Annotated in this window: 22 protein-coding genes and 1 rRNA gene; 6 read left to right on the top strand and 17 right to left on the bottom strand. The window is 72.7% G+C overall.

From position 1 onward, the window contains the following. Positions 1-7: 7 nt before the first annotated feature. Together argS and ACZ7MY_RS29385 are read left to right on the top strand one after the other, a co-directional pair. A complete protein-coding gene (argS, locus tag ACZ7MY_RS29390; protein ID WP_499606310.1) occupies positions 8-1,756 on the top strand; it encodes an arginine--tRNA ligase in 1,749 nt (582 codons plus the stop codon). Between the two features lie 91 nt (positions 1,757-1,847). Then, positions 1,848-2,660 carry a DUF4253 domain-containing protein gene (locus tag ACZ7MY_RS29385; RefSeq protein WP_499606309.1) on the top strand — a complete coding sequence of 271 codons (813 nt, stop codon included), beginning with the start codon at positions 1,848-1,850 and terminating at the stop codon, positions 2,658-2,660. 82 nt (positions 2,661-2,742) lie between these two features. Here ACZ7MY_RS29385 and ACZ7MY_RS29380 read toward each other — a convergent pair whose 3' ends face one another. From ACZ7MY_RS29380 to ACZ7MY_RS29345, 8 genes are all read right to left on the bottom strand, one after another. Beyond that, on the bottom strand, positions 2,743-3,066 hold the full coding sequence (locus ACZ7MY_RS29380; RefSeq protein WP_499606308.1) for a hypothetical protein: 324 nt from the start codon (positions 3,064-3,066) through the stop codon (positions 2,743-2,745). Positions 3,067-3,699: 633 nt separating this feature from the next. After that, a complete protein-coding gene (hemB, locus tag ACZ7MY_RS29375) occupies positions 3,700-4,704 on the bottom strand; it encodes a porphobilinogen synthase (protein ID WP_499606307.1) in 1,005 nt (334 codons plus the stop codon). Positions 4,705-4,894: 190 nt separating this feature from the next. Then, positions 4,895-6,613, bottom strand: a complete 1,719-nt coding sequence (locus tag ACZ7MY_RS29370) for a bifunctional uroporphyrinogen-III C-methyltransferase/uroporphyrinogen-III synthase (protein ID WP_499606305.1) — start codon at positions 6,611-6,613, stop codon at positions 4,895-4,897. Beyond that, positions 6,610-7,587 carry a hydroxymethylbilane synthase gene (hemC, locus tag ACZ7MY_RS29365; protein ID WP_499606304.1) on the bottom strand — a complete coding sequence of 326 codons (978 nt, stop codon included), beginning with the start codon at positions 7,585-7,587 and terminating at the stop codon, positions 6,610-6,612. Before hemC ends, ACZ7MY_RS29370 begins: the two co-directional genes overlap by 4 nt. Then, positions 7,584-9,008, bottom strand: coding sequence for a glutamyl-tRNA reductase (locus ACZ7MY_RS29360; protein ID WP_499606303.1), 1,425 nt, complete (start codon positions 9,006-9,008; stop codon positions 7,584-7,586). Before ACZ7MY_RS29360 ends, hemC begins: the two co-directional genes overlap by 4 nt. Continuing rightward, positions 9,005-9,775 (bottom strand): redox-sensing transcriptional repressor Rex, encoded by a 771-nt coding sequence (locus tag ACZ7MY_RS29355; protein WP_499606301.1) that lies wholly within the window; start codon positions 9,773-9,775, stop codon positions 9,005-9,007. The genes ACZ7MY_RS29360 and ACZ7MY_RS29355 overlap by 4 nt, the downstream gene beginning before the upstream one ends. Before the next feature lie 131 nt (positions 9,776-9,906). Next, a complete protein-coding gene (locus ACZ7MY_RS29350) occupies positions 9,907-10,629 on the bottom strand; it encodes a 3'-5' exonuclease (protein WP_499606300.1) in 723 nt (240 codons plus the stop codon). A 93-nt stretch (positions 10,630-10,722) separates the two neighbouring features. Further along, positions 10,723-11,019: a glutaredoxin family protein gene (locus tag ACZ7MY_RS29345; protein ID WP_499606299.1), complete on the bottom strand. Its 297-nt coding sequence runs from the start codon at positions 11,017-11,019 to the stop codon at positions 10,723-10,725. 109 nt (positions 11,020-11,128) lie between these two features. Between ACZ7MY_RS29345 and ACZ7MY_RS29340 the strand changes: the two genes are divergently transcribed. The 3 genes from ACZ7MY_RS29340 to ACZ7MY_RS29330 all read left to right on the top strand — a co-directional run bounded on the left by ACZ7MY_RS29340 (position 11,129) and on the right by ACZ7MY_RS29330 (position 14,568). Beyond that, on the top strand, positions 11,129-12,058 hold the full coding sequence (locus ACZ7MY_RS29340; protein WP_499606297.1) for an HAD family hydrolase: 930 nt from the start codon (positions 11,129-11,131) through the stop codon (positions 12,056-12,058). Positions 12,059-12,366: 308 nt separating this feature from the next. Beyond that, positions 12,367-13,161, top strand: coding sequence for an ECF subfamily RNA polymerase sigma factor, BldN family (locus tag ACZ7MY_RS29335; protein WP_499606295.1), 795 nt, complete (start codon positions 12,367-12,369; stop codon positions 13,159-13,161). Between the two features lie 216 nt (positions 13,162-13,377). Beyond that, positions 13,378-14,568: a DUF5667 domain-containing protein gene (locus tag ACZ7MY_RS29330; RefSeq protein WP_499606294.1), complete on the top strand. Its 1,191-nt coding sequence runs from the start codon at positions 13,378-13,380 to the stop codon at positions 14,566-14,568. Between the two features lie 125 nt (positions 14,569-14,693). On the opposite strand, the gene ACZ7MY_RS29325 is transcribed toward ACZ7MY_RS29330, so the two are convergent. The 5 genes from ACZ7MY_RS29325 to ACZ7MY_RS29305 all read right to left on the bottom strand — a co-directional run bounded on the left by ACZ7MY_RS29325 (position 14,694) and on the right by ACZ7MY_RS29305 (position 18,479). Continuing rightward, positions 14,694-15,854: a lysophospholipid acyltransferase family protein gene (locus tag ACZ7MY_RS29325; protein WP_499606292.1), complete on the bottom strand. Its 1,161-nt coding sequence runs from the start codon at positions 15,852-15,854 to the stop codon at positions 14,694-14,696. 26 nt (positions 15,855-15,880) lie between these two features. Further along, complete coding sequence (locus tag ACZ7MY_RS29320) at positions 15,881-16,933, bottom strand: NAD-dependent epimerase/dehydratase family protein (RefSeq protein WP_499606291.1); 1,053 nt, start codon at positions 16,931-16,933, stop codon at positions 15,881-15,883. Between the two features lie 183 nt (positions 16,934-17,116). Further along, the gene (locus tag ACZ7MY_RS29315; RefSeq protein ID WP_003948845.1) at positions 17,117-17,215 is read right to left on the bottom strand and encodes a 30S ribosomal protein bS22; all 99 of its coding nucleotides are present in this window, start codon (positions 17,213-17,215) and stop codon (positions 17,117-17,119) included. A 107-nt stretch (positions 17,216-17,322) separates the two neighbouring features. Continuing rightward, a complete protein-coding gene (locus tag ACZ7MY_RS29310; RefSeq protein ID WP_018558718.1) occupies positions 17,323-17,535 on the bottom strand; it encodes a helix-turn-helix domain-containing protein in 213 nt (70 codons plus the stop codon). Positions 17,536-17,663: 128 nt separating this feature from the next. Then, positions 17,664-18,479 carry a phosphatase gene (locus tag ACZ7MY_RS29305; RefSeq protein WP_499606290.1) on the bottom strand — a complete coding sequence of 272 codons (816 nt, stop codon included), beginning with the start codon at positions 18,477-18,479 and terminating at the stop codon, positions 17,664-17,666. Positions 18,480-18,623: 144 nt separating this feature from the next. On the opposite strand from ACZ7MY_RS29305, the gene ACZ7MY_RS29300 reads away from it, so the two are divergent. Continuing rightward, positions 18,624-20,177 (top strand): GMC family oxidoreductase, encoded by a 1,554-nt coding sequence (locus ACZ7MY_RS29300; protein ID WP_499606288.1) that lies wholly within the window; start codon positions 18,624-18,626, stop codon positions 20,175-20,177. Positions 20,178-20,227: 50 nt separating this feature from the next. On the opposite strand, the gene ACZ7MY_RS29295 is transcribed toward ACZ7MY_RS29300, so the two are convergent. The 4 genes from ACZ7MY_RS29295 to rrf form a co-directional block, all read right to left on the bottom strand. Next, positions 20,228-21,403, bottom strand: a complete 1,176-nt coding sequence (locus tag ACZ7MY_RS29295; RefSeq protein ID WP_499606287.1) for an acetoin utilization protein AcuC — start codon at positions 21,401-21,403, stop codon at positions 20,228-20,230. Continuing rightward, complete coding sequence (locus tag ACZ7MY_RS29290; protein ID WP_499606286.1) at positions 21,354-22,577, bottom strand: MFS transporter; 1,224 nt, start codon at positions 22,575-22,577, stop codon at positions 21,354-21,356. Before ACZ7MY_RS29290 ends, ACZ7MY_RS29295 begins: the two co-directional genes overlap by 50 nt. Positions 22,578-22,620: 43 nt before the next feature. Continuing rightward, positions 22,621-23,268, bottom strand: a complete 648-nt coding sequence (locus tag ACZ7MY_RS29285; RefSeq protein ID WP_499606285.1) for an HAD family hydrolase — start codon at positions 23,266-23,268, stop codon at positions 22,621-22,623. A gap of 99 nt (positions 23,269-23,367) precedes the next feature. Further along, a 5S ribosomal RNA gene (gene rrf / locus ACZ7MY_RS29280) occupies positions 23,368-23,459 on the bottom strand; the annotation flags it as partial.

Genomic DNA, 23,459 nt, shown 5'->3' with positions numbered 1-23,459 from the left:
CCATCCCATGGCCTCGGTCAACTCGCTTTCCGCCACGATCCAGCAGCGCGTCGCTGACGCCCTCGGTGCCGACCCGCTGCTGCGACGTAGCGACCGGGCCGACTTCCAGGCCAACGGTGTGCTGGGCCTCGCCAAGCTCCACCAGGCGAACCCGCGCGAGCTGGCCGCCGAGGTCGTGGCCGCCCTCCCGAAGGACGACGGCCTCATCGCCGACGTCGAGGTCTCGGGCCCCGGCTTCCTGAACATCACCGTCTCCGACGCCGCGATCACCCGGACGCTGGCCGCCCGGGCCGCCGACGACCGGCTCGGCGTGCCCGCCAAGGCGGACCCCGGCGTCACGGTGATCGACTACGCGCAGCCGAACGTGGCCAAGGAGATGCACGTCGGCCACCTGCGGTCCTCGGTGATCGGCGACGCGCTCGTCAAGATCCTGGAGTTCGAGGGCGAGACGGTGGTCCGGCGGCACCACATCGGCGACTGGGGCACCCAGTTCGGCATGCTCATCCAGTACCTGGTCGAGCACCCGCACGAGCTGGACCACGGGACGTCCGAGGCCGGCGAGGAGGCGGGCGAGGCCTCCATGTCGCGCCTCAACCGGCTCTACAAGGCCTCCCGGACGGTCTTCGACTCCGACGACGACTTCAAGACCCGGTCGCGCAAGCGGGTCGTGGACCTCCAGGCGGGCGAGCCGGAGACGCTGGCGATGTGGCAGCGCTTCGTGGACGAGTCGAAGATCTACTTCAACTCGGTCTACGACAAGCTGGACATCGAGATCCGCGACGAGGACGTCGTCGGCGAGTCCGGCTACAACGACATGCTCGTCGAGACCTGCAAGCTGCTGGAGGAGTCCGGCGTCGCCGTGCGCTCCGAGGGCGCGCTGTGCGTGTTCTTCGACGACGTCAAGGGCAAGGACGGCGAGCCGGTCCCGCTGATCGTGCAGAAGGCCGACGGCGGCTTCGGCTACGCCGCGACCGACCTGTCCGCGATCCGCAACCGCACCGCCGACCTGCACGCGAACACGCTGCTGTACGTGGTGGACTCCCGGCAGGCCCTGCACTTCAAGATGGTCTTCGAGACGGCCAAGCGGGCCGGCTGGCTGACCGACGAGGTCAAGGCGCTCCACATCCCGTTCGGCACGCTGCTCGGCAAGGACGGCAAGCCGTACAAGACCCGGTCCGGTGAGACCTTCCGGCTGGTCGACCTGCTGGACGAGGCCGTGGAGCGGGCCGCGACCGTCATCCGGGACAAGTCCCCCGATCTGACGGACGAGGAGGTCGCCGACCGGGCCAAGGAGGTCGGCATCGGCGCGATCAAGTACGCCGACCTGTCCACCTCGCTCGGCCGGGACTACGTCTTCGACCTCGACCGGATGGTCTCGCTCAACGGCGACACGAGCGTGTACCTGCAGTACGCGTTCGCGCGTACCCAGTCGATCCAGCGCAAGTCGGGCGGCGCACAGCCGGTCGCCCACCCCGAGCTGCCGCTGGCCCCGGCCGAGCGGGCGCTCGGTCTGCTGCTGGACGGGTTCGCGGAGACCCTGGCGGGCGTCTCGGAGACGTACGAGCCGCACAAGCTGGCCTCGTACCTGTACGCGCTGGCCTCGGCGTTCACGACGTTCTACGACCAGTGCCCGGTCGTGAAGCCCGAGCCGGCCCCGGACGTCAAGGAGAACCGCCTCTTCCTCTGCGACCTGACCGCCCGCACCCTGCGGCAGGGCATGGCGCTGCTCGGCATCCGCACGCCCGAGCGCCTCTGACGCGCCCCGCGTCCGTACGTCGGCGGCCCCGGCAGGAGTCATCACTCCCCCGGGGCCGCCGCTGTCGGTGGGCACCCCTAGATTCACGGCCATGGCGATGCTCCCCAACCAGCTCCCGAAGCTCGCGCAGGACCCGGCCGGCCGGTCCCTGGGCCTCGACCTCCCGCCCGGCACGCTCGTCGACGCCACGCGCGACGGCCGCAGCCACGAACCGCTGCTCTGGCACGCGGAAGGGCCCGCCGAACCCGCCTCCTGGGAACGGCTGCTCCCCGCGCGGATGACGGCGGGTCTGCTCCCGGTGCTGCTCTCCATGGACGGGGCGCTGCCCACCACCAGGGACCTGGACCCCGGGGCGATGTCCTACCCCGGCGACCACGACGCCGACGAGGTCCTCGCCGGCTTCTGGGAGGGCGAGTGGGAGGAGGATCCCGGCGAGGACGACGGCGACCTGGTCGCCCCGTTCGGCCGGACGTGGCCCGGCCTCGCGCCCGCGCGGGAGTTCGAGGCCGACCCGGACGTCAGGGCGGCCGAGGTCGCCGCGTCCGTGGTCGAGGCGGGATGGATCAAGGACCCCCGAGCGGCCCTCGTCCCCGCCCGGCGCAGCGCCGACGTCCCCGCCGCCATCGGCTGGACGGGGCCGTGCAACCACGAGTACGACGTGGCCCGGCTCTGTTCGGTGCTGCGCTCCTGGGAGGAGCGCTTCGGCGTGCGCGTCGTGGCCGTCGGCTTCGACGTGCTCTTCGTCTCCGTGGCCGCGCCGCCGGCCACCGTGGCGGAGGCTGAGGCCGTGGCCGCCGAGCACTTCGCCTTCTGCCCGGACAACGTCACCCAGGGCGACGGCTCGCTGCGCGCGTACGCCGGGTCCCTGGTGGACGCCCCCGTCTGGTCCTTCTGGTGGGACTAGGCCGGCTTCCGGCCGGGCCCGAGGTACGGGTGTCCTTCCCCGCGGTGGAAGGACACCCCCGAGACAACCCGGTCAGGACCGCTCAGCGGTGGAAGTGCCAGCGGTGGTCGTGACGGTGGTGGCGGTGGTGCCAGCGCGGGTGGTGCCGGTGGTGGCGGTGGTGCCAGCGGCCGTCGCGCCCGCCGCGGCGGTACTCGCGTCCGTCACGGCCCCGGTCACGGCGGAACTCACGGCCGCCCCGGCCGCGGTCACCGTCGTACCGGTACTCGCCGCCCCGGTCGTTTGTCGCCTGGGTCGTCTGCGACACCGCCGCCGTGGGCGGCGTTGCGGCGCCGGCAGCGCCGGCGCCGCCCAGCAGGACGGCGGCAGCGACGCCCAGCGCGGCGGCGAATCGGGGAATCCGCATCGCGGTTCTCCTTTCACGGCGGAGGCCCTTGTGCCTCCGCCTGCTGTGGACTTGCTGTGAATTTCCCACCTACTTAGGCCGTTAAGTCCGAATCGACACCAACGCCACTTGATGTAATGAAATGCCGGAGGACCTGGAACCGCGCCGTCCGCATCCGCGTCCTGCGCGCGATCATCTGTGGGCACCGCGTCCGGGCAGGGCGGGAAGAACGCCGCCCTGCCACCTTCGGCAGGTGACCGTCCCGGCTGCAGACCCGGCCGGGCATGATCACTCCACTGCCGCCGGTCACACCCGGCCGGCGGGCCCACGGCTGCGCGACGGCCGCGCCCACGCTGAGGGGGCGTCACGTCCCGTGCCCTCCGCGCCCCGACAGGGCCCCGGACCCGAAGAGCCGCGACCCTTGGGAACGGACGAAGGGCCCGCCCCTCACGGGGGCGGGCCCTTCCACATCCGTCCGCGGTGCTCAGCCGCGCCCGTGCACACGCACGGACGGGCCGGAGATCGTCGCCGGTCCCGCGACGGGCCGGACTCGCGTGCCCGGTACTGGTGTTCGCCGGACGCGGCACCACGCCGCGCCGTGGGCGTCCGGTGCGCGGTGGCGACCGGTACCCGCGAGCCGGGCGGCCGCAGACGTCAGAGCTGCGAGGCCACCTCGGTCGCCCAGTAGGTGAGGATCAGCTGCGCACCGGCGCGGCGGATCCCGGTCAGGGTCTCCATGATGGCGCGCTCGCGGTCGATCCAGCCGCGCTCGGCGGCCGCCTCGACCATCGCGTACTCACCGCTGACCTGGTACGCCGCGACCGGCACGTCGACGGCCTCGGCGACCTTCGCCACCACGTCCAGGTACGGCAGCGCCGGCTTCACCATCACCATGTCGGCGCCCTCGGCGATGTCCAGCGCCAGCTCGCGCAGCGACTCGCGCAGGTTCGCCGGGTCCTGCTGGTACGTCTTGCGGTCGCCCTTCAGCGAGGAGCCCACGGCCTCGCGGAACGGCCCGTAGAACGCCGAGGCGTACTTCGCCGTGTAGGCCAGCATGGAGACGTCCTGGTGACCGGCGGCGTCCAGCGCCTGCCGCACCACGCCCACCTGACCGTCCATCATGCCGCTCGGGCCCAGCACGTGCACGCCCGCGTCGGCCTGCACCCGCGCCATCTCGGCGTAGCGCTCCAGGGTCGCGTCGTTGTCCACCCGGCCCTCGGCGTCCAGCACTCCGCAGTGGCCGTGGTCGGTGTGCTCGTCCAGGCACAGGTCGGACATGACCACCAGCGCGTCCCCGACCTCGCTGATCACGTCCCGGATCGCCACCTGCAGGATCCCGTCCGGGTCCGTGCCGGGCGTGCCGACGGCGTCCTTCTTCTCGTCCAGCGGCACCCCGTAGAGCATGATCCCGCCGACGCCCGCCTCGGCCGCCTCGACGGCCGCCTTGCGGAGGGTGTCTCGGGTGTGCTGGACGACGCCGGGCATGGCCGTGATCGGCACGGGCTCGTGCACGCCCTCACGGACGAAGGCGGGCAGGATCAGCTCGGCGGGGTGCAGCCGGGTCTCCGCGACGAGGCGGCGCATCGCGGGCGTCGTGCGCAGCCGGCGGGGCCTCGTACCGGGGAACTGACCGTGTCCGCTTCCGCTTCCGCTCGTCATCGCGCCGCGCCTTTCTCCGTCCCGGGCCGTTTTCCGCGTTCCACGGTACGCCCGTGGGCGCCGTGCTCATGCCGACCCGTTGTCGGCCCGGCACTGGTCCCGGAACGCAGCAGCCCCCGGCCCCGGAACGCAGCGGCCCCCGGCTCCGGGAGGGAGCCGGGGGCACGGAGCGAACGGGGCCGGGGTGGCCTCAGACGCGGGCCCTGCGACGGGAGCCGGGACGCCGCTCGCTGGGCCGCGTGACGGGGTCTCCCGCGGCGATCGCCGTCTCGCGCCGCCGGACGCCGAAGTCCGCCAGCGCCTGCGCCAGCGCGTGGACGGACGGCTCCGGGGCCATCACGTCCACCCGCAGCCCGTGCTCCTCCGCGGTCTTCGCGGTGGCCGGGCCGATGCAGGCGATCACCGTCACGTTGTGCGGCTTGCCCGCGATGCCGACGAGGTTGCGCACCGTGCTGCTCGAGGTGAACAGCACCGCGTCGAACCCGCCGCCCTTGATCGCCTCACGGGTCTCCGCCGGCGGCGGGGAGGCCCGCACGGTCCGGTAGGCGGTGACGTCGTCGACCTCCCAGCCGAGCTCCACGAGCCCGGCCACGAGCGTCTCCGTCGCGATGTCGGCGCGCGGCATGAAGACCCGGTCGATCGGGTCGAAGACGGGGTCGTAGGGCGGCCAGTCCTCCAGCAGGCCCGCGGCGGACTGCTCGCCGCTGGGCACCAGGTCCGGCTTCACGCCGAAGTCCACCAGCGCCGCGGCCGTCTGCTCGCCCACCGCCGCGACCTTGATCCCGGCGAAGGCGCGCGCGTCGAGCCCGTACTCCTCGAACTTCTCACGGACGGCCTTGACGGCGTTCACCGAGGTGAAGGCGATCCACTCGTACCGCCCGGTGACCAGGCCCTTCACCGCGCGCTCCATCTGCTGCGGGGTGCGGGGCGGCTCCACCGCGATCGTGGGCACCTCGTGCGGCACGGCGCCGTAGGAGCGCAGCTGGTCGGAGAGCGAGGCGGCCTGCTCCTTGGTGCGCGGGACGAGCACCTTCCAGCCGAACAGCGGCTTGGTCTCGAACCAGGAGAGCAGGTCGCGCCGCGTGGTCGGCTCGCCGACCACGGCTATCGCCGCGATCGGGCCCTCCGGCGTGGGCAGCGCCTTCGTGGCCTTCAACTCGGCCGCGATCGTCGACAGGGTCGCCGTCCAGGTGCGCTGGCGGGTCGTCGTGCCGGCGACCGTCACGGTCAGCGGGGTGTCCGGCTTGCGGCCCCCGGAGACCAGCTCCGCCGCGTTGGCGGCGACCGTCTGCAGGGTGGTGGAGACGACCAGGGTCGCGTCGCTCGCGCCCGCCTCGTTCCAGCACCGCCCCGACGCGGTCGCGGCCTCCACGAAGCGCACGTCGCCGCTGAGCGGCACACCCGCGTACGCGGGCACGCCCACGGCCGCGGCCACGCCCGGCACGACCTCGAAGGGAATGCCGGCCTGCGCGCAGGCGAGCATCTCGCCGGCGGCCGCGGAGTCGAGTCCGGGGTCGCCGGCGATCGCACGGACCACCCGCTTGCCGGTGCGCGCGGAGGCCATGAAAAGCTTGGCGGCAGCGGCCGAGGGGCTCAACTCCCCTTCGGCGTCGCCCGGCTGTGCCGTGTCCACGCCCGGCCGGGCATGGGTCGTCACGACGTCCAGCACGTGCTGGTCACCGATCAGGACGTCGGCGTGGGCGAGCGCCTCGACGGCGCGCAGGGTCAGCAGCCCGGGGTCACCGGGCCCGGCACCGAGGAAGGTGACGTGCCCGAGGACGGAACCCGGGGTTCCCGTGCCCGCGGTCCCGGTGCGGCCCGCGGTGGCCGTCCGGCCTGCCGGTCCTGCCGGCCCGGCCGCGGTGGCGTCTGCGGTCGTGTTGGTCGCTGCGGCGGCGGTGGGGCTCAAAGTTCGCGCTCCCCCATAAGACCGGCCGCGCCCTTGGCGAGCATCTCGTCGGCGAGCTCGCGGCCGAGGGCCACGGCTTCGTCCCGGGATGCGGGGGTCGGACCGGTGATGGACATCTGCACCAGCGAGGAGCCGTCGGTGGTCCCGACGACACCGCGCAGGCGCAGCTCGGTGATGGGCTCGCCGACGCCTTCGAAGGCAGGCTCGGCCAGCGCGCCCACGGGCGCGGAGCAGCCGGCCTCGAGGGCGGCGAGCAGTGCGCGCTCGGCGGTCACGGCGGCCCGGGTGAACGGGTCGTCGAGCTCGGCGAGCACGGAGACGAGCCCTGCGTCGTCCGCAGGGCATTCGACGGCCAGCGCTCCCTGTCCGGGAGCGGGCAGCACGACGTCGGCGGAGATCAGCTCGGTGGCCTCCGCGAGGCGCCCCAGCCGGCTGAGCCCGGCGGCGGCGAGCACGACGGCGTCGAGGTCGCCCGAGGCAACGTATCCGATGCGCGTGTCGACGTTGCCGCGGATCGGCACGGTCTCGACGCGCACCCCCATCGAGCGGGCCCAGGCGTTGAGCTGCGCCATGCGGCGCGGCGAGCCGGTGCCGATGCGGGCTCCCCGGGGGGAGGCGGCCAGCTGCTCGAAGGTGAGGCCGTCGCGCGCGATCAGCGCGTCGCGCGGGTCCTCACGGAGCGGGACCGCGGCGAGGGTCAGGCCCTCGGGGTCGGCGGTCGGCAGGTCCTTGAGGGAGTGGACGGCGAAGTCGATCTCGCCGCTCAGCAGCGCGTCGCGCAGGGCGGAGACGAAGACGCCGGTGCCGCCGATCTGCGCCAGGTGCTCGCGCGAGACGTCGCCGTAGGTGGTGATCTCCACCAGTTCCACGTCACGGCCGGTGATCCGGCGGACCTGCTCGGCCACCATGCCGGACTGCGCCATCGCCAGCGCGCTGCGCCGGGTTCCCAGTTTCAGTGCGGTTGGGCTCGTCATGCCCGCCCTCGATTCGAGTCACTCGTTGCTGAAGCAGCCGACGCCACCGGCGGTACGGCCGAGGCGGCGGAGGGGATCACCGGCGTGCGCGGTGAGTCGGCCCTGCTGACCGCGGCGACCGCCTGGGGGTCCAGGTCGAAGAGTTCGCGCAGCGCGTCGGCGTACCCGGCGCCGCCGGGCTCTCCCGCGAGCTGCTTGACCCGCACAGTAGGCGCGTGCAGGAGCTTGTCGACGACGCGGCGCACGGTCTGGGTGACCTCCGCGCGCTGCCGTTCGTCCAGGTCGGGGAGGCGGCCGTCGAGGCGCGCCAGTTCGGTGGCGACCACGTCGGCGGCCATGGCGCGCAGCGCGACGACGGTCGGCGTGATGTGCGCGGCGCGCTGGGCGGCGCCGAAGGCGGCCACCTCAGCCGAAACGATCTTTCGCACCTCGTCGACGTCCGCGGCCATCGGGGCGTCGGCGGCGGCCTCGGCGATGGTCTCCAGGTCGATGACGTGGGCGCCGTCCAGGGAGTGCACCAGCGGGTCGATGTCGCGCGGCAGGGCGAGGTCGAGCATCCCGATGGGCGCCACCGGCTTGCCGCCGGAGCGCAGGGCCCGGGAAAGCGTGGCGCGGGCCACGGTGTCGGCGGTGAGCACCAGCCCGGTCGCCCCCGTGCAGGAGACGACGATGTCCGCGGACGACAGCTCGCCGGCCAGGTCCTCCAGGTACGCGGCACGGCCGCCGACGCTCTCGGCGAGGCGCTCGGCACGCTCGTGGGTGCGGTTGACGACCACGATCTCGCCCGCCCCCGCGCGGGCGAGGGTGGCCGCGGCCAGCGAGCTCATCGATCCGGCGCCGACGACCAGGGCGCGCTTGCCCTTGCCCCACTCCTCGAAGGGGACGCCGCCGACCGCCTGGGCCATCTGCTCCAGGCCGAAGGTCACCAGCGACTGCCCGGCCCGGTCGATGCCGGTCTCGGAATGCGCGCGCTTGCCGACCCGCAGCGCCTGCTGGAACAGGTCGTTCAGGGAGCGGCCCGCGGTGTGCAGTTCCTGGCCGAGGCTCAGGGTGTCCTTGATCTGGCCGAGGATCTGGCCCTCGCCGACGACCATGGAGTCCAGGCCGCAGGCGACCGAGAACAGGTGGTGGACGGCCCGGTCCTCGTAGTGCACGTACAGGTGCGGGGTCAGCTCGTCGAGACCGACGCCGCTGTGCGTGGCGAGCAGGGTGGACAGCTCGGCGACGCCGGCGTGGAACTTGTCCACGTCCGCGTACAGCTCGATGCGGTTGCAGGTGGACAGCACCGCGGCCTCGCCCGCGGGCTCGGCGGCCATCACGTCCAGCAGCAGCTTGCCCTTGGTGTCCTCACCCAGCGCCGCGCGCTCCAGGACGCTGACGGGGGCGGTGCGGTGACTCAGTCCGACGACGAGGAGGCTCATGCCGGCATCACGGCGGGGACGTCCCCGTCAGGTCCCGGACGGCGACCGCCGTCACGGCCCGCCTTGGCCGCCGCCGGGGGCGCCGCGAGGCTGCCCTCCAGCTCCTCGCCGGCCTTCCGCTGTTCGTGGAAGGCGAGGATCTGCAGCTCGATGGAGAGGTCGACCTTGCGGACGTCGACCCCGTCGGGGACGGTCAGCACGGTCGGGGCGAAGTTGAGGATCGAGGTGACCCCGGCGCCCACCAGGCGGTCGCAGACCTCCTGCGCGGCCCCGGCCGGCGTGGTGATCACGCCGATGGACACCTGGTTGTCCTCGACGATGCCCTCCAGCTCGTCCGCGTGCCGTACGGGCAGCCCGGCGATGAGCCGGCCGGTGAGCTGGACGTCCGCGTCGATGAGCGCGGCGATGCGGAAACCGCGGGAGGCGAAGCCGCCGTACCCGGCGAGCGCGGCCCCGAGGTTTCCCATGCCGACGATGACGACGGGCCAGTCCTGGGTGAGGCCCAGCTCACGGGAGATCTGGTACACGAGGTACTCGACGTCGTAGCCGACGCCGCGGGTTCCGTAGGAACCGAGGTAGGAGAAGTCCTTGCGCAGCTTGGCGGAGTTCACCCCGGCGGCGGCCGCGAGTTCCTCCGAGGAAACGGTGGGCACCGATCGCTCGGACAACGCGGTCAGGGCCCGCAAGTACAGCGGGAGCCTGGCGACGGTGGCCTCGGGAATCCCTCGGCTGCGGGTCGCCGGTCGGTGAGTTCGGCCAGTTGCCACGATGCTCCTGCGGGTAGAGCTGGGCTGCGAGCGGCACCCTTCGTCGGGACCGCCCCGTGCACGCCAGGCTATGTCTTTGTGAACGCGTGCACAAAGATGGTGTCCGATTTGCCCGGGGGAAGTGACCGGCATCACGCACCCCCATTACGGACATAAGAAACCTTCTGCTGCGACGGAACGTTCCACGCCGGCGCCCGCTCCGCACTCCGGCGTCCCACCCACAGCGCGTCCGCCCCGGCCAACTGCGGCCACTCGACCGCCCCCGCGCGCGCCAGCGCCTTCTCCGCCTGCGCGGGTCCACCCGGGTGGTCCAGGACGTACGAGGCGAACAACCGGGCCGTGGCGCGGGCGTCGCCGAGCGCCGTGTGCGCGGTCCAGCCGGTCAGCCCGGCCGCCTCGGCGCACGCCAGCAGGCTCAGCCCGCCCGGCGCGGGTTCGCGCAGCGCGGCCATCCGCATGGTGCACAGTTCCGGCACGACGGGGAACTCCACCCCGAGCCGGGCGTACTCCGCCGCCAGGAACGCGCGGTCGCAGCCGACGTTGTGCCCCACCAGCACCCTGCCGCGCAGCAGCCCCAGCAGCCTCGGGGCGATCTGCCCGAACAGGGGGGCGCCGACCGCCTCGACGTGGCGGGACTCGATGCCGTGGATGTGGGTGGGCCCGACCGGCCCCTCGGGGTCCACGAGGGTGGAGAACTCGCCCTCGTACCCGAAGTCGCGGTCCAGCAGGACCACGGCCAGTTCGACCACCCTGTGGCGCCGCGAACTGGCACCGGTGGCCTCGAGATCGACCACGGCGAAGCCGCCGCGCGTCTGAAGCCTGCCCGGGAGCACGCAGTCACCGTCCTTACTCACGCACCCCCGCTGTACACAAAACGCCTTGATGGTAATCGAGCACACGCGTCCAGAGGAACACGCGCAAATCGCCCACCTGTCGCACCAGGGCCCTCAGGCGCCCAGCCCGCGCCGCAGCCTGGCCTCGTCGACACGCCAGAAGGTGTGCTGCTCACCGTCGATGAGGACGACCGGGATCTGCTCCCAGTACCGTTCGTGCAGCTCCTCGTCGCGCGTGATGTCCCTCTCCTCGAAGCGCGCGCCGAGGTCGTCGACGACCCTGCGGATCACTGTCCGCGCGTCGTCGCACAGGTGGCAGCCGGGTTTGGCGATCAGCGTCACCGTCCGGCCGGCCGGGTCCTTCGGGGCTTCGCGCGCTTGGCGTCCGAACAGAGGGCTCATGCCGGCCATTCTGCCCCCGTCAACTCCCGACCCGCGGTAACACCCTCGTCGCGAGGAGTTCATTCACCTGCTCCATCGGTGCACCGGAGTTGCCCAACGAACTGGCTATGCTCGCCCCATGGCCGCTCTGCGATGGCTCACCCCCCGTAAGCGCTCCGCCACCGCGCGCAGCGTGCTGGCCGGCGAGGCCGCGGCGGAGGCCGCGCTCGCGGCTCCCGCGGCACCCGCGGGGAAGAAGGACGACCCGGCGGGCGCCCCCGCGTTCCCGGTGGCCGGCGATCCGCACGCGGCCGCCTTCTTCGACCTGGACAACACCGTGATGCAGGGCGCCGCGATCTTCCACTTCGGGCGCGGCCTGTACAAGCGGAAGTTCTTCCAGAGCCGCGACCTCGTGCGCTTCGCCTGGCAGCAGGCGTACTTCCGGATCGCCGGGTCCGAGGACCCCGAGCACATGCAGGAGGTGCGGGAGAGCGCGCTCACGATCATCAAGGGGCACCGCGTCGAGGAACTCATGTCCATCGGCGAGGAGATCTACGACGAGTACATGGCCGACAAGATCTGGCCCGGCACCCGTGCGCTCGCCCAGGCCCACATCGACGCCGGCCAGCGGGTCTGGCTCGTGACGGCCGCCCCGGTGGAGACCGCCACGATCATCGCCCGCAGGCTCGGCCTCACCGGCGCCCTCGGCACGGTCGCCGAGCACGTCGACGGCGTCTACACCGGCCGGCTGGTCGGCGAGCCGCTGCACGGCCCCTCCAAGGCCGAGGCCGTCAAGGCGCTCGCCGCCGCGGAGGGACTCGAACTCTCGCGCTGCGCCGCGTACAGCGATTCGTCGAACGACATCCCGATGCTGTCGCTCGTCGGACATCCATATGCGATCAATCCTGATACGCGTCTGCGCAAGCACGCACGCGAAAAGGGCTGGCGCCTGCGCGATTACCGTACGGGCCGCAAGGCGGCGAAGATCGGCATCCCGGCGGCCGCGGGAGTGGGCGCCGTGGCGGGCGGCGCGGCCGCCGCGATGGCCCTGCAGCGCCGCCGCCGCTAGGGCCCCGGGCGACACGCCCGGGGTCACCCTCTGGCACCCCGTCAGTTCACGGTGAGCCACACAGCCACAACACGCTCTCCACGCGAGCATTTCACGACGCTATGTGGTCAACACTGTTTCGGTGTTCGATAATTGATCGATCACCATTCCGCCAGAGAGTGGGCGGAACCGACGATTTCAGCAACTCGGTGTAGCGTCGCCTGTACGAAGCGTTATTCTCCTCAGACGCAAGCCGGTACCCACACGTCGCCACGACGGGTGAACGGTTCCGTACTGCACGTGATGGAAGTTCTGCCTCTGGGAGTCCCGTGTACCCACACACCGGGGTTGACGCCTCTGGCCTGGCTACGCTGCGCGCACTGGTGGCTGAGCACCTGCTGCGCGTCGTCCCCGCGTACGCCGTGCCCGTCCCCGCACTCGCCACGGCGGCAACGCCCGCCGGCCGCGCCTACGCGCTGGCCGACGGCCGGGCCACGGTCGGCAGACGTTCCCGCAACACCCAGCAGGCCGACCGGACCACGGGCGCCACCCCGCGCCGGCCGGCGGCCGACAGCGACAGCGGACGCATGATGGACCTGGTCGAGCGCGCGCAGGCGGGCGAGACCGAGGCCTTCGGGCGGCTCTACGACCACTACTCCGACACGGTCTACCGGTACATCTACTACCGGGTCGGGGGGAAGGCCACCGCCGAGGACCTGACCAGCGAGACGTTCCTGCGCGCGCTGCGCCGCATCGGCACCTTCACCTGGCAGGGACGCGACTTCGGCGCCTGGCTGGTCACCATCGCGCGCAACCTGGTGGCCGACCACTTCAAGTCCAGCCGGTTCCGGCTGGAGGTGACCACCGGGGAGATGCTCGACGCCAACGAGGTCGAGCCCAGCCCGGAGGACTGCGTCCTGGAGGCGCTGTCCAACGAGTCGCTGCTCAGGGCCGTCCGCAAGCTCAATCCCCAGCAGCAGGAGTGCGTGACGCTGCGCTTCCTGCAGGGGCTCTCGGTCGCCGAGACGGCCCGCATCATGGGCAAGAACGAGGGCGCGATCAAGACCCTGCAGTACCGGGCCGTACGGACCCTCGCCCGGCTGCTCCCCGACGACGCGCGATGAGCGCGATGGATGGATCTTCATCTTGCGACTGCCTCCACGGTCCGATCATCATGACTGCGTAACCCAACTCGGGCGGCACTCGTTGCATCACATGCGGACCCCCCAATGCCGTGCCCTGCCCGCTTCCGATCACTCGATCGGGTGGAAAGGCTCAAGGTGCACAACCTTGAAGGCACTCCGGGGAGTCGAGGTGGATGACGAGAGGAGGTGCCGCCCGTGATCGCGAATCCAACGGCGCACCGGCGGGCCAACGCCTTCGCCGACGCCCTCGAGGGCGAAGGCCCCCAGACGGGTGCCGGCGTACAGCACGGTGCCCACGCCGCGGACCGGCATGCGGATCCGGACCAGGGCACGTTCCTGGCCCTGGCGGACGCCCTGCGGGACGTACCGCGACCGGTGCTGGAACCGGAGACCAAGACCGTCCAGCGTGCCCAGTTGATCGCCGCCATGGAGGCGGCGCTCGCCGACGGCACCCTGACGGTTCCCGTACAGCGTGACGGCGGCCGGGGCACGCACCGCGCCGGCGGCCGCGGTCTCGGCAAGCTGAAGCCGCGCTCCGCGTGGTCGCGCAGGCTCGCCGCCGGCGGTCTCTCCGTCGGTGTGGCGGCCGGTGCCCTCGGCGGCGTCGCCGCCGCCAGCACGGACGCGCTGCCCGGCGACACCCTCTACGGCCTCAAACGGGGCATGGAGGACATGCGCCTCAACCTCGCCGACGACGACGCCGACCGCGGCAAGGTCTACCTCGACCTCGCCTCCACCCGGCTCCAGGAGGCCCGCCGCCTCATGGAACGCGGCCGGGGCGGCGAGCTCGACGACGAGTCCGTGGGCGAGATCCGCAGGGCGCTGTCGGGGATGCAGCAGGAGGCCACCGAGGGCCACCGGCTGCTCGCCGCCGCGTACCGCAAGGACGGTTCGCTGAGGCCGATCGAGACGCTGTCCGCGTTCTCCAGCAACCACCGCAAGGGCTGGACGGAGCTGCGCGGCCGGCTCCCCTCCCGGCTCGACGACATGGGCAACCGGGTCACCTCGGTCTTCGACGCCATAGAGGACGAAGTGGCCCCGCTGCAGAAGCTGTTGCCGCCCGACACCGGCTCCGGCCACGGTGACGGCCGCGGCCTGCCGGGCAGCGGCAGCCGCTCCGCGAGCGGCACCCGGGGGCCCTCGCCCTCGGTCAGCGGTTCCGCCAGCGGCTCGGCCGACGAGCGCGGCGGCGACAGGTCCAGCCCGTCGGCGTCCCGCAGTGCGGAGGGCGGCCTCATCGGCGGCACGGGCGATCTACTCGACCCCACGCCGAGCAGCGGCTCCCCGGGCGGCGACGGCACCCAGCCGTCGGTCACCCTCCCGCCGCTGCTGCCCGGGCTGCTCCCGGGCCTCGGGCTCAGCGCCGAGGACGACAGGGACGACTGAGCGAGCACCTCACGGCGGTGGGCCGGGGCATCACGCCCCGGCCCACCGCCGTGTCCGGGCCACGCGGGCCTGCGGCCCCGGCCCCCTTCGTCCTGGATCCCGCGTCGTCTGGAACCCGAGTCGTCCTAGAAGAAGACCGACCGGCGCTGCACCAGCAGCTTGTAGAGGGTGTGCTGGATGGTCTCCCGTACCTGGTCGGTCAGGTTGAACACCAGCATCGGGTCCTCGGCCGCCTCCGGCGCGTAGCCGTCCGTCGGGATGGGCTCGCCGAACTGGATCGTCCACTTCGTCGGCAGCGGCACCATGCCCAGCGGACCCAGCCACGGGAAGGTCGGCGTCAGCGGGAAGTACGGGAAGCCCAGCAGCCGCGCCACCGTCTTCGCGTTGCCGACCATCGGGTAGATCTCCTCCGCGCCCACGATGGAGCACGGGACGATCGGCACCCCGGTCTTGAGCGCGGTCGCGACGAAACCGCCCCGCCCGAAGCGCTGCAGCTTGTAGCGCTCGGAGAAGGGCTTGCCCAGCCCCTTGAAGCCCTCGGGCATCACCCCGACGACCTCACCTCGCTCCAGCAGCAGCTGCGCGTCCTCCGCGCAGGCCAGGGTGTGCCCGGCCTTGCGGGCCAGCTCGTTGACGAGCGGCAGCACGAACACCAGGTCCGCCGCCAGCAGGCGCAGGTGCCGCCCCGCGGGGTGGTGGTCGTGGACGGCGACCTGCATCATCAGCCCGTCCAGCGGCAGCGTCCCGGAGTGGTTGGCCACCACCAGGGCCCCGCCCTCGGCCGGGATGTTCTCGATGCCCTTCACCTCGACCCGGAAGTACGACTCGTACAGCGGCCGGAGCAGCGACATCAGGACCTGGTCGGTGAGCTCCTCGTCGTAGCCGAAGTCGTCGACCTCGTAGTCGCCGGTGATCCGGCGCCGCAGGAAGGCCAGCCCGTGCGCCACCCGGCGCTCCCAGGGCGCGCCCAGCAGCCGGTCCGCCGCCGAGCCGAGGGCCGCCGCCAGCGGGGTGCCCACGGCGCCCTCCGGGGCGGTCCCGGCGGCCTCGGACGCCTCACCGGCACCACCGGTGCCCGGCGCGTCCGCGGAGGCCGTCACGGCGCCCTCGGCGGCGCCGGTCCCGGCCGCCGCGTCCGCGGTCCGCTCCTCGACCGGCAGCGCGGCCACCGGGTTCCCGGTGTCGCCGGCCGCCTTGCCGCGGGCCGCGGCCCGCCCGCGCGAGCGCGGCGTCCCCCTCCGTGTCCGCGTGTCCTCGTCGAACGGGATGACCTTGGCGTCCGCCATGGTGCGGTTCCTCCTCGCAGCAGTGCTCACGAGCTCAGTCCTCGGGGGCTGCCCGCCGGGACCAGCGCGGCGAGCCGGTCGACGGCCTCGGCGAGCCGGTCGGGCGGCAGCAGGCCGGGGCCACGACTGCGGGCGAAGTCGCTGAAGGTCTCGGCGGTCGTGTACTTCGGGGCGAACCCGAGCGTCTCGCGCATCTGCGTGGTGTCCACGACCCTGCCGTGGGTCAGCAGCCGGATCTGCTCACGCGAGAAGTCGGTGACGCCGGCCGTGCGCAGCACCTGCCCCACCCAGGTGACCGCGGGCAGCAGCACCGGCACCGTGGGCTTGCCCAGCCGCCGCGCGGTCTGCGACAGCAGGAGCACCCCGTCACCGGCGATGTTGAACGTGCCGCTGTTGATCGTCCCGTTGCGCTCGTCCCGCAGGGCCAGCATCAGGACGTCGACGACGTCGTCCTCGTGGACGAACTGCAGCCGCGGGTCGTAGCCGAACACGGTCGGCAGCACCGGCAGCGCGAAGTACTCCGCGAGGGGCGTGTCGGCCCGGGGGCCCAGGATGTTGGCGAACCGCAAAACCGATACGGCAACGTCCGGGCGACGTCGGGCGAAGCCGCGTACGTAGCCCTCGACTTCGACCGCGTCCTTCGCGAAGCCGCCGCTGGGCAGCGACTTGGGCGGCATGGACTCGGTGAAGACCGCGGGGTCGCGGGGCGCGGACCCGTAGACGCTCGTGGTGGACTTCACCACCAGGCGGCGCACCGTCGGGGCCTTCTGGCACGCGCCGAGCAGCTGCATCGTGCCGATGACGTTGGTCTCCTTGACCGCGGTCCGGCTGCTGCGGCCCGGCAGGGTGCCGCTGACGTCCATGTGGACCACCGTGTCCACCGAGTGCTCCGCCAGCACCTTCGCGATCATCGGGTGCCTGATGTCGGCACGGACGAACTCGGCACCGCCCAGTTGGTGCGTGGTCGGCATCGTGTCGACCGCGATCACCCGGTCGACGTCGGGGTCGCGCATCACACGTCGTACCAGCCGGCCGCCGAGCCGGCGGGCCACTCCGGTCACCAGCACCACTTTGCCCAAGATCAGCGCCTTCCCTCGCACCGCATGTACGCACCGTATCGGTTCGATGTTGCGCCGTGATGACGCCCGAACGTACGAGCACCGTCAAGGGGGCACGGCCCGCCGGCCCCGGGAACGCCACTGCCCTCCCGCCCCCACGGTCCGTGGGGGCGGGAGGGCAGCGAGGTGCGACGCGTAGCTCGCTTACTTCTTGTTGCGACGCTGCACACGCGTACGCTTCAGCAGCTTGCGGTGCTTCTTCTTGGCCATACGCTTGCGCCGCTTCTTGATGACAGAGCCCACGACTACCCTCGCTTCGTTTTCACTCGGTGCGGGGCGTCCGAGCCCACACGACCTACGTCGGCACAGCCTACCCGTCCGCAAGCGCCGAGCAGAAACCGAGGCGGTCGTCAGGCAGTTTCCCCCACCCCCACGTAGGACTCCCGAAGATAGTCATGGACGGCCTGCTCCGGGACCCGGAAGGACCTCCCCACCCGGATCGCCGGCAGATGACCACTGTGCACCAGCCGGTACACGGTCATCTTGGACACTCGCATCACCGCGGCGACCTCTGCCACGGTCAGGAACACGACCTCGTTGAGAGGCCTCTCGCTTGAAGCCATGACACACCTGAACCTTCCGCACATGACGGGCACCGGCTTCCCCTCCGGTGACTCCCTCTCGCACGTGCGCTCCTCCCCAGATTAGGTGCGGGTGATGCAAGTGGGGAAGAGGAGTAGCGATCGGTTGACTACTGTGACAGACACGCTCGATTGAGTACATAGCGCGTAAGCGGTCGGTAGTAATCGGACCGCACAGCGTCATCAAGCGGAACCACGACCGAGACCCTGCCCTCCGTCTCCGCGACGAACACCGCCGGGTCGTCCGAATCGGCCAGTCCGATGGCCTCGATGCCCAGCTGACCTGCTCCGCAGACCCAGCCGTGGTCTCCCACCACGAGGCTCGGCAGCAGCCCCCCGCGTCCTGCCGCACCCGCCAGCGCGGCCCGAACCGGGAGCGGGGAGTGCGTGTGCACCGCCGGCGCACCACGGGCGCCCCCACCCGGCGCATCCCGGACCGTCGCGACGCCCCCTACGTACCAGAGGTTGTACGTGCGTAGGCCGAATCGGGTCGCCATGTCGATACATCGGCCATGCGATGGGGTGAGGACGGGACATCCCGCCGCCGACAGGGCGGCCGCCAATCCGGCGTAGAACCCGAGCAGCCGATGCGGGTGACCAGTACCGATGAGGACGGGCTCCCTGCGCTGCGCGGCCTCCCCCAGCCGTACGGCGAAGGCCTCCAGCCCCGCGAGCGTACGGTCCGGGTCGATCACATCCTGCCCGGAAGTGTGCCCCGGGTCAGGCGAAACCCCACATCGGTCGGCCATCAACCGCAGGAGACCGGTCTGCGTCCAGGGCCGCGCCGGCTCCAGCCCCAGCGTCTGCCGCGGATCGCCCGCCACGAACAGCCGGTAGCTGCGCAGGCTCTTCTCCCGCGGTGTCGTCACGACCCCCGCGATCCCCGCCCCCACCAGATGCGCGCGCAGCGCGGCAACAGTCACCACGCAGCGATGGTGGCCGTCCCCGCCCGCCCACGTGCCGGAACGGCCCGAACATCACTCCCGAGGGGCGGTTGTTCGGGTCGGCGCCCGCAGTGGGGCCCTCCGTACAATGCAGGCATACCGCGCGACAGCGAGGGGAGGTCCACCGTGGCCGACACCTCCGCCGGCGCCGGCGGGTTCGACTACGTCGTGGTGGGGGCGGGTACCGCGGGCTGCGTGCTCGCCGCCCGCCTCTCCGAGGACGACGCGGCCCGCGTACTGCTCCTCGAGGCCGGCGCGGCCGACCACCCCCCGGAGGTGTCCGTCCCGGCGGCCTGGCCGGGCCTGCTCGGCACCTCCCTCGACTGGGCGGACCGCACCGTGCCGCAGACCGAGACCGGCCTCACCGTCCCGTGGCCCCGCGGCCGCGTCCTGGGCGGCAGCTCGGCCGTCAACGCCATGAACTTCCTGCGCGGCCACCGCTCCGGCTACGACGCCTGGACCGCCGAGGGCGCCGACGGCTGGGGCTGGGACGACCTGCTGCCCTTCTTCCGCCGCAGCGAGGACCTCACCGGCGTCCCGGACCGCGACCCGCGCCTGCGCGGCACGGACGGCCCGCTGCGGGTCGGCCCAGCCGTCGAACGCCACCCGGTCGCACGGGACTTCCTGCGCGCCGCCCTCGGCACCGGCCAACCCCAGGCGCACGACCTCGCCGGCGGCCTGGAGGAGGGGTTCGGCTGGGGCGACCTCAGCATCGCCGACGGCGTACGCCAGGACGCCGCCACCGCCTACCTCCGCCCTGTACTGCACCGGCCGGGCCTGCACGTGGTGACCGGGGCCCTCGCTCACCGGGTCCTCCTGGCCGGCGGCCGCTGCACGGGCGTGGAGTACACCGTCAACGGGCAGCCGCGCACCGCACACTGCTCCCCCTCGGGGCAGGTCGTCCTGACCGCGGGCGCGGTCGGCACCCCCCAGGTGCTGATGCTCTCCGGCATCGGCCCCCGCAACCACCTGCGCCACTGGGGCATCCCCACCGCCGTGCACCTGCCCGGCGTCGGCTCCCACCTGCTGGACCACGTGCTCTCCGGCGTCGTCGTACGCTCCCCCAGGCCCGTCCCCCCGGGCGCCAACGGCCACGGCGAGGTCCAGGGACTGATCCGCACCCGGCCCGACGCACCGGGCCCCGACGTGCAGTTGCAGGTCGTCGACGTACCGGTCCGCGAGGAGAGCCTGCCCGGGCCCGCCGCCGGCGAGGGCTGGACGGTCATGGTCGCCCTCATGGCGCCGTACGGCCACGGAACGGTCCGGCTCTCCGGCACCGCCCCCGGCGCGCCACCGCTGATCGACCCCCGCTACTACGCCGACGTCCGCGACCTCGACACCATGGCGCGGGGCCTGGACGCGGCGCGGGAGATCGCCGCCGACCCCGCGCTGGCCGACTGGTACGGCGAGGAGGTCCTCCCCGGCCCGGACACCACCGGCGCGACGGAGCTGCGCGCCTACCTCCGCCGCAACCTGCGCTCCTACAACCACTACGCCGGCACCTGCCGCATCGGCACCGACGCCTACGCCGTCGTCGACCCCCAGTTGCGGGTACGCGGCGTCGAGGGCCTGCGCGTGGCCGACGCGTCCGTGATGCCGGCCCCGGTCTCGGCGAACACCAACGCCACGGTCCACGCCATCGCCGAACGGGCCGCGGAGCTACTGCGTACCGGCGCCTGACCGCGCCTGACCGCGCCTGACCGCGGGAGCGCGTCCTGCCCGGGAAGGGCTCAGGGCAGCAGCCCGTGCAACGGGAAGACCGCCCGCCGGGTCGCCAGGATCGCCTGGTCCAGCCGGTCCGCCGGGTCGTATCCCGCGTCGTGGAAACCGGTGAACGCCGCGTCCCGCCCGTCCGTCATCCGCAGCGGCCCCATCTGGCGCGTCCTGCGGTACACCTCCGCCCGCCACTCCTCGGGCGTCGCCGTCTCCGGCGCGACCGGCCGCCCGGCGGCGATGCCCACCAGGTGCGTCCACGTCCGGGGCACCACGTCCACCACCGCGTAGCCGCCACCGCCCAGGGCGACCCAGCGGCCCTCGGCGTGCTCGTGCGCCAGGCCGTGCAGCGCCTCCGCCACGGCCCGCTGCGCGTCCAGGCTCACCGCGAGGTGCGCCAGCGGGTCCTCGAAGTGCGTGTCCGCGCCGTGCTGGGTCACCAGAGCCTGCGGCCGGAACGACGCCAGCAGCTCCGGGACGACCGCGTCGAACGCCCGCAGCCAGCCCTCGTCCCCGGTGCCGGCCGGCAGCGCGACGTTCACCGCGCCGCCCTCCGCGGCCGCGCCGCCGGTCTCCTCCGGCCAGCCGGTCTGCGGGAAGAGCGTGCGGGGGTGCTCGTGCAGCGAGATCGTCAGCACGCGCGGGTCGTCCCAGAACGCCGTCTGGACGCCGTCCCCGTGGTGCACGTCCACGTCCACGTACGCGACGCGCTCCGCGCCCAGCTCCAGCAGCCGGGCGACGGCCAGCGCGGCGTCGTTGTACACGCAGAAGCCCGAGGCCATCCCGGGCATCGCGTGGTGCAGCCCGCCCGCGAAGTTCACCGCGTGCGACACCTCGCCCCGCCACACCGCCTCGGCGGCCCCGACCGACTGGCCCGCGATGAGCGCCGAGACCTCGTGCATGCCCTCGAACGCCGGAGTGTCCTCGGTGCCGAGGCCGTACGCCAGTTCCGTCATGCCCTTGGGGTCGGCCGAGGCGCGGCGCACCGCCGCCACGTACTCCGCGTCGTGCACCAGGCGCAGCGTCGAGTCGCCGGCCACCGGGGCGGCGGTGACCGTGACCGCCCGGTCGAGTCCGAGCGACCGGACCAGCCCCATGGTCAGCGCGAGCCGCACCGGGTCCATCGGGTGGCCGCGACCGAAGTCATAGCCCGTTACCTGCTCGTCCCACATCAGCTGTGCGCGGCCGCTCATGGTCGACACCGTATCGGGCGGGGTCCGCCCCGAACGAGCGGGCGTACAGCAGCGTCGCCGCCACCAGCACCATCGGCACCAGCATCGCCCCCCGGTAGCTCCAGGCGTCGCCGAGCGCGCCCACCAGGGGGGAACCGACGAGGAAACCGACGTAGTTGAAGATGTTCAGCCGCGCGATCGCGGTGTCCGACGCCCCCGGGAAGAGCCGCCCGGCGGCCGCGAACGTCTGCGGCACGATCACGCACAGCCCCAGCCCCAGCAGCGTGAACCCGGCCATCCCGGCCCACGCGCCCGGCGCGGCCGCGACCACCGCGAAGCCCGCCGCCGCCAGCAGCGCGCCGGCCCGCACCACCGCCGCCGCCCCGAAGCGCCGCACACCGAGGTCGCCGACCGAACGGCCCAGGAGGGTGGTGACCATGTAGACGTTGTACGGGACGGTGGCCAGTTGCTCCGAACCGCCGAGCACGTCCTGCAGGTACTTGGCGCTCCAGTTGGAGACGGTGGAGTCGCCGATGTACGCGAACGCCATCACCAGGCAGAGCGGGAGCAGCAACCGCATCGCCACCGGCGCCGCGACCGGTGCGTCCGGGCCGTCCTCCGCCTGCGCCCTCCGGTCGACGTACCAGCGACTGGCCACCAGCGTCAGCGGGATCAGCACCGCCACCACCGGCCCGTACAGCACCGCCAGCGACAGGTGCCAGTGCGCCCCCGCCCAGGCCAGCGACGCCCCCAGGATGCCGCCGAAGCTGTACGCGGCGTGGAAGCCCAGCATGATGCTGCGCCCGTACGCGCGCTGCAGGCTCACCCCGAGCATGTTCATGGACGCGTCCAGGGCACCGACGCATATCCCGAACACGGCCAACGCCGCCGCCAGTTGCCACAGCGCGCTCCCGGCACCGGCGCCCAGCAGCGCCAGGCACACCACCGGCTGCACCCAGCGCAGCACCACGCTCGGCCGCACCCGCTTGACCAGGTGCTCGGTGGCGACGCTCCCGACGCCCGCCAGTACGGGCACCGCGGCCAGGAACGCCGGCAGCAGCGCGTCACTGACGCCGTAACGGTCCTGCAGGGCCGGGATCCGGGTCACCAGCAGCGCGAAGGCCGCCCCCTGCGCGAAGAAACCGACGGCCAACGAGGCCCGTCCGTGGCGCAAACCGCCGTCGATGCCGTCCATGAGCGTGCAGCGTAGGGCCGCACGCTACGCACGGGTAGGGAGATCACACGAAGAGTTTCCCGGGCAGCTCGGCCATGTCCACGAACAGCTCCCGCGCCCCGGCCAGCTTCTCCGCGGGCGTCATCGCCGTGAACGCGTACGCGTCCATCCCGGCCGCCACCGCCGCCCGCACCCCGAGCGGGCTGTCCTCCACCACGGCGCACCGCTCCGGCGCCACACCCATCGTGCGCGCCGCGTGCAGGAACAGGTCCGGCGCCGGCTTCCCCCGCCCGACGTCCTGCGAACTGAAGATCCGCTCCTCGCCGAAGTACCCGTACAGTTCGGTCTTCTTGAGCGCCACCCGGATCCGCTCGTGGCTCCCGGAGGACGCCACGCAGAACGGCACCCCGTCCGCCACCAGCTTGCCCAGCACGGTCGCCACGCCCGGCACCGGCTGCAGTTCACGCCGGAAGCCCTCGAAGACCCGCGCGTAGTAGGTCGCGTCGAAGTCCTCCGGCAGCCGTTGCCCCGTGCGCTCTGCCACCAGGTCGTGGACGCGGTGCATCGCGGCGCCCATGAAGTCGCGGACGGACTCCTCGTACGTGGTGGGGTGGCCCAGCTCCGTCAGCAGGCCGGCCAGGATGCGGTTCGAGAGCGGCTCGCTGTCCACGAGCACGCCGTCGTTGTCGAAGATGACCAGGTCGTAGCGCACCGCCCCACTGTAGTCGGGCACACGATCCGGCCCTGCGGGTGCCGAACGCAAAAATGCCTCAGCCCCCGAGTATCAACTCGGGGGCTGAGGCTAAAAATTGTTCGGCGGCGTCCTACTCTCCCACAGGGTCCCCCCTGCAGTACCATCGGCGCTGAAAGGCTTAGCTTCCGGGTTCGGAATGTAACCGGGCG

This window comes from Streptomyces sp. NPDC111520, from assembly GCF_055635295.1.
The sequence above is the reverse complement of the archived record's forward strand: the minus strand, read 5'-3'. Positions and strand labels throughout refer to the sequence as shown.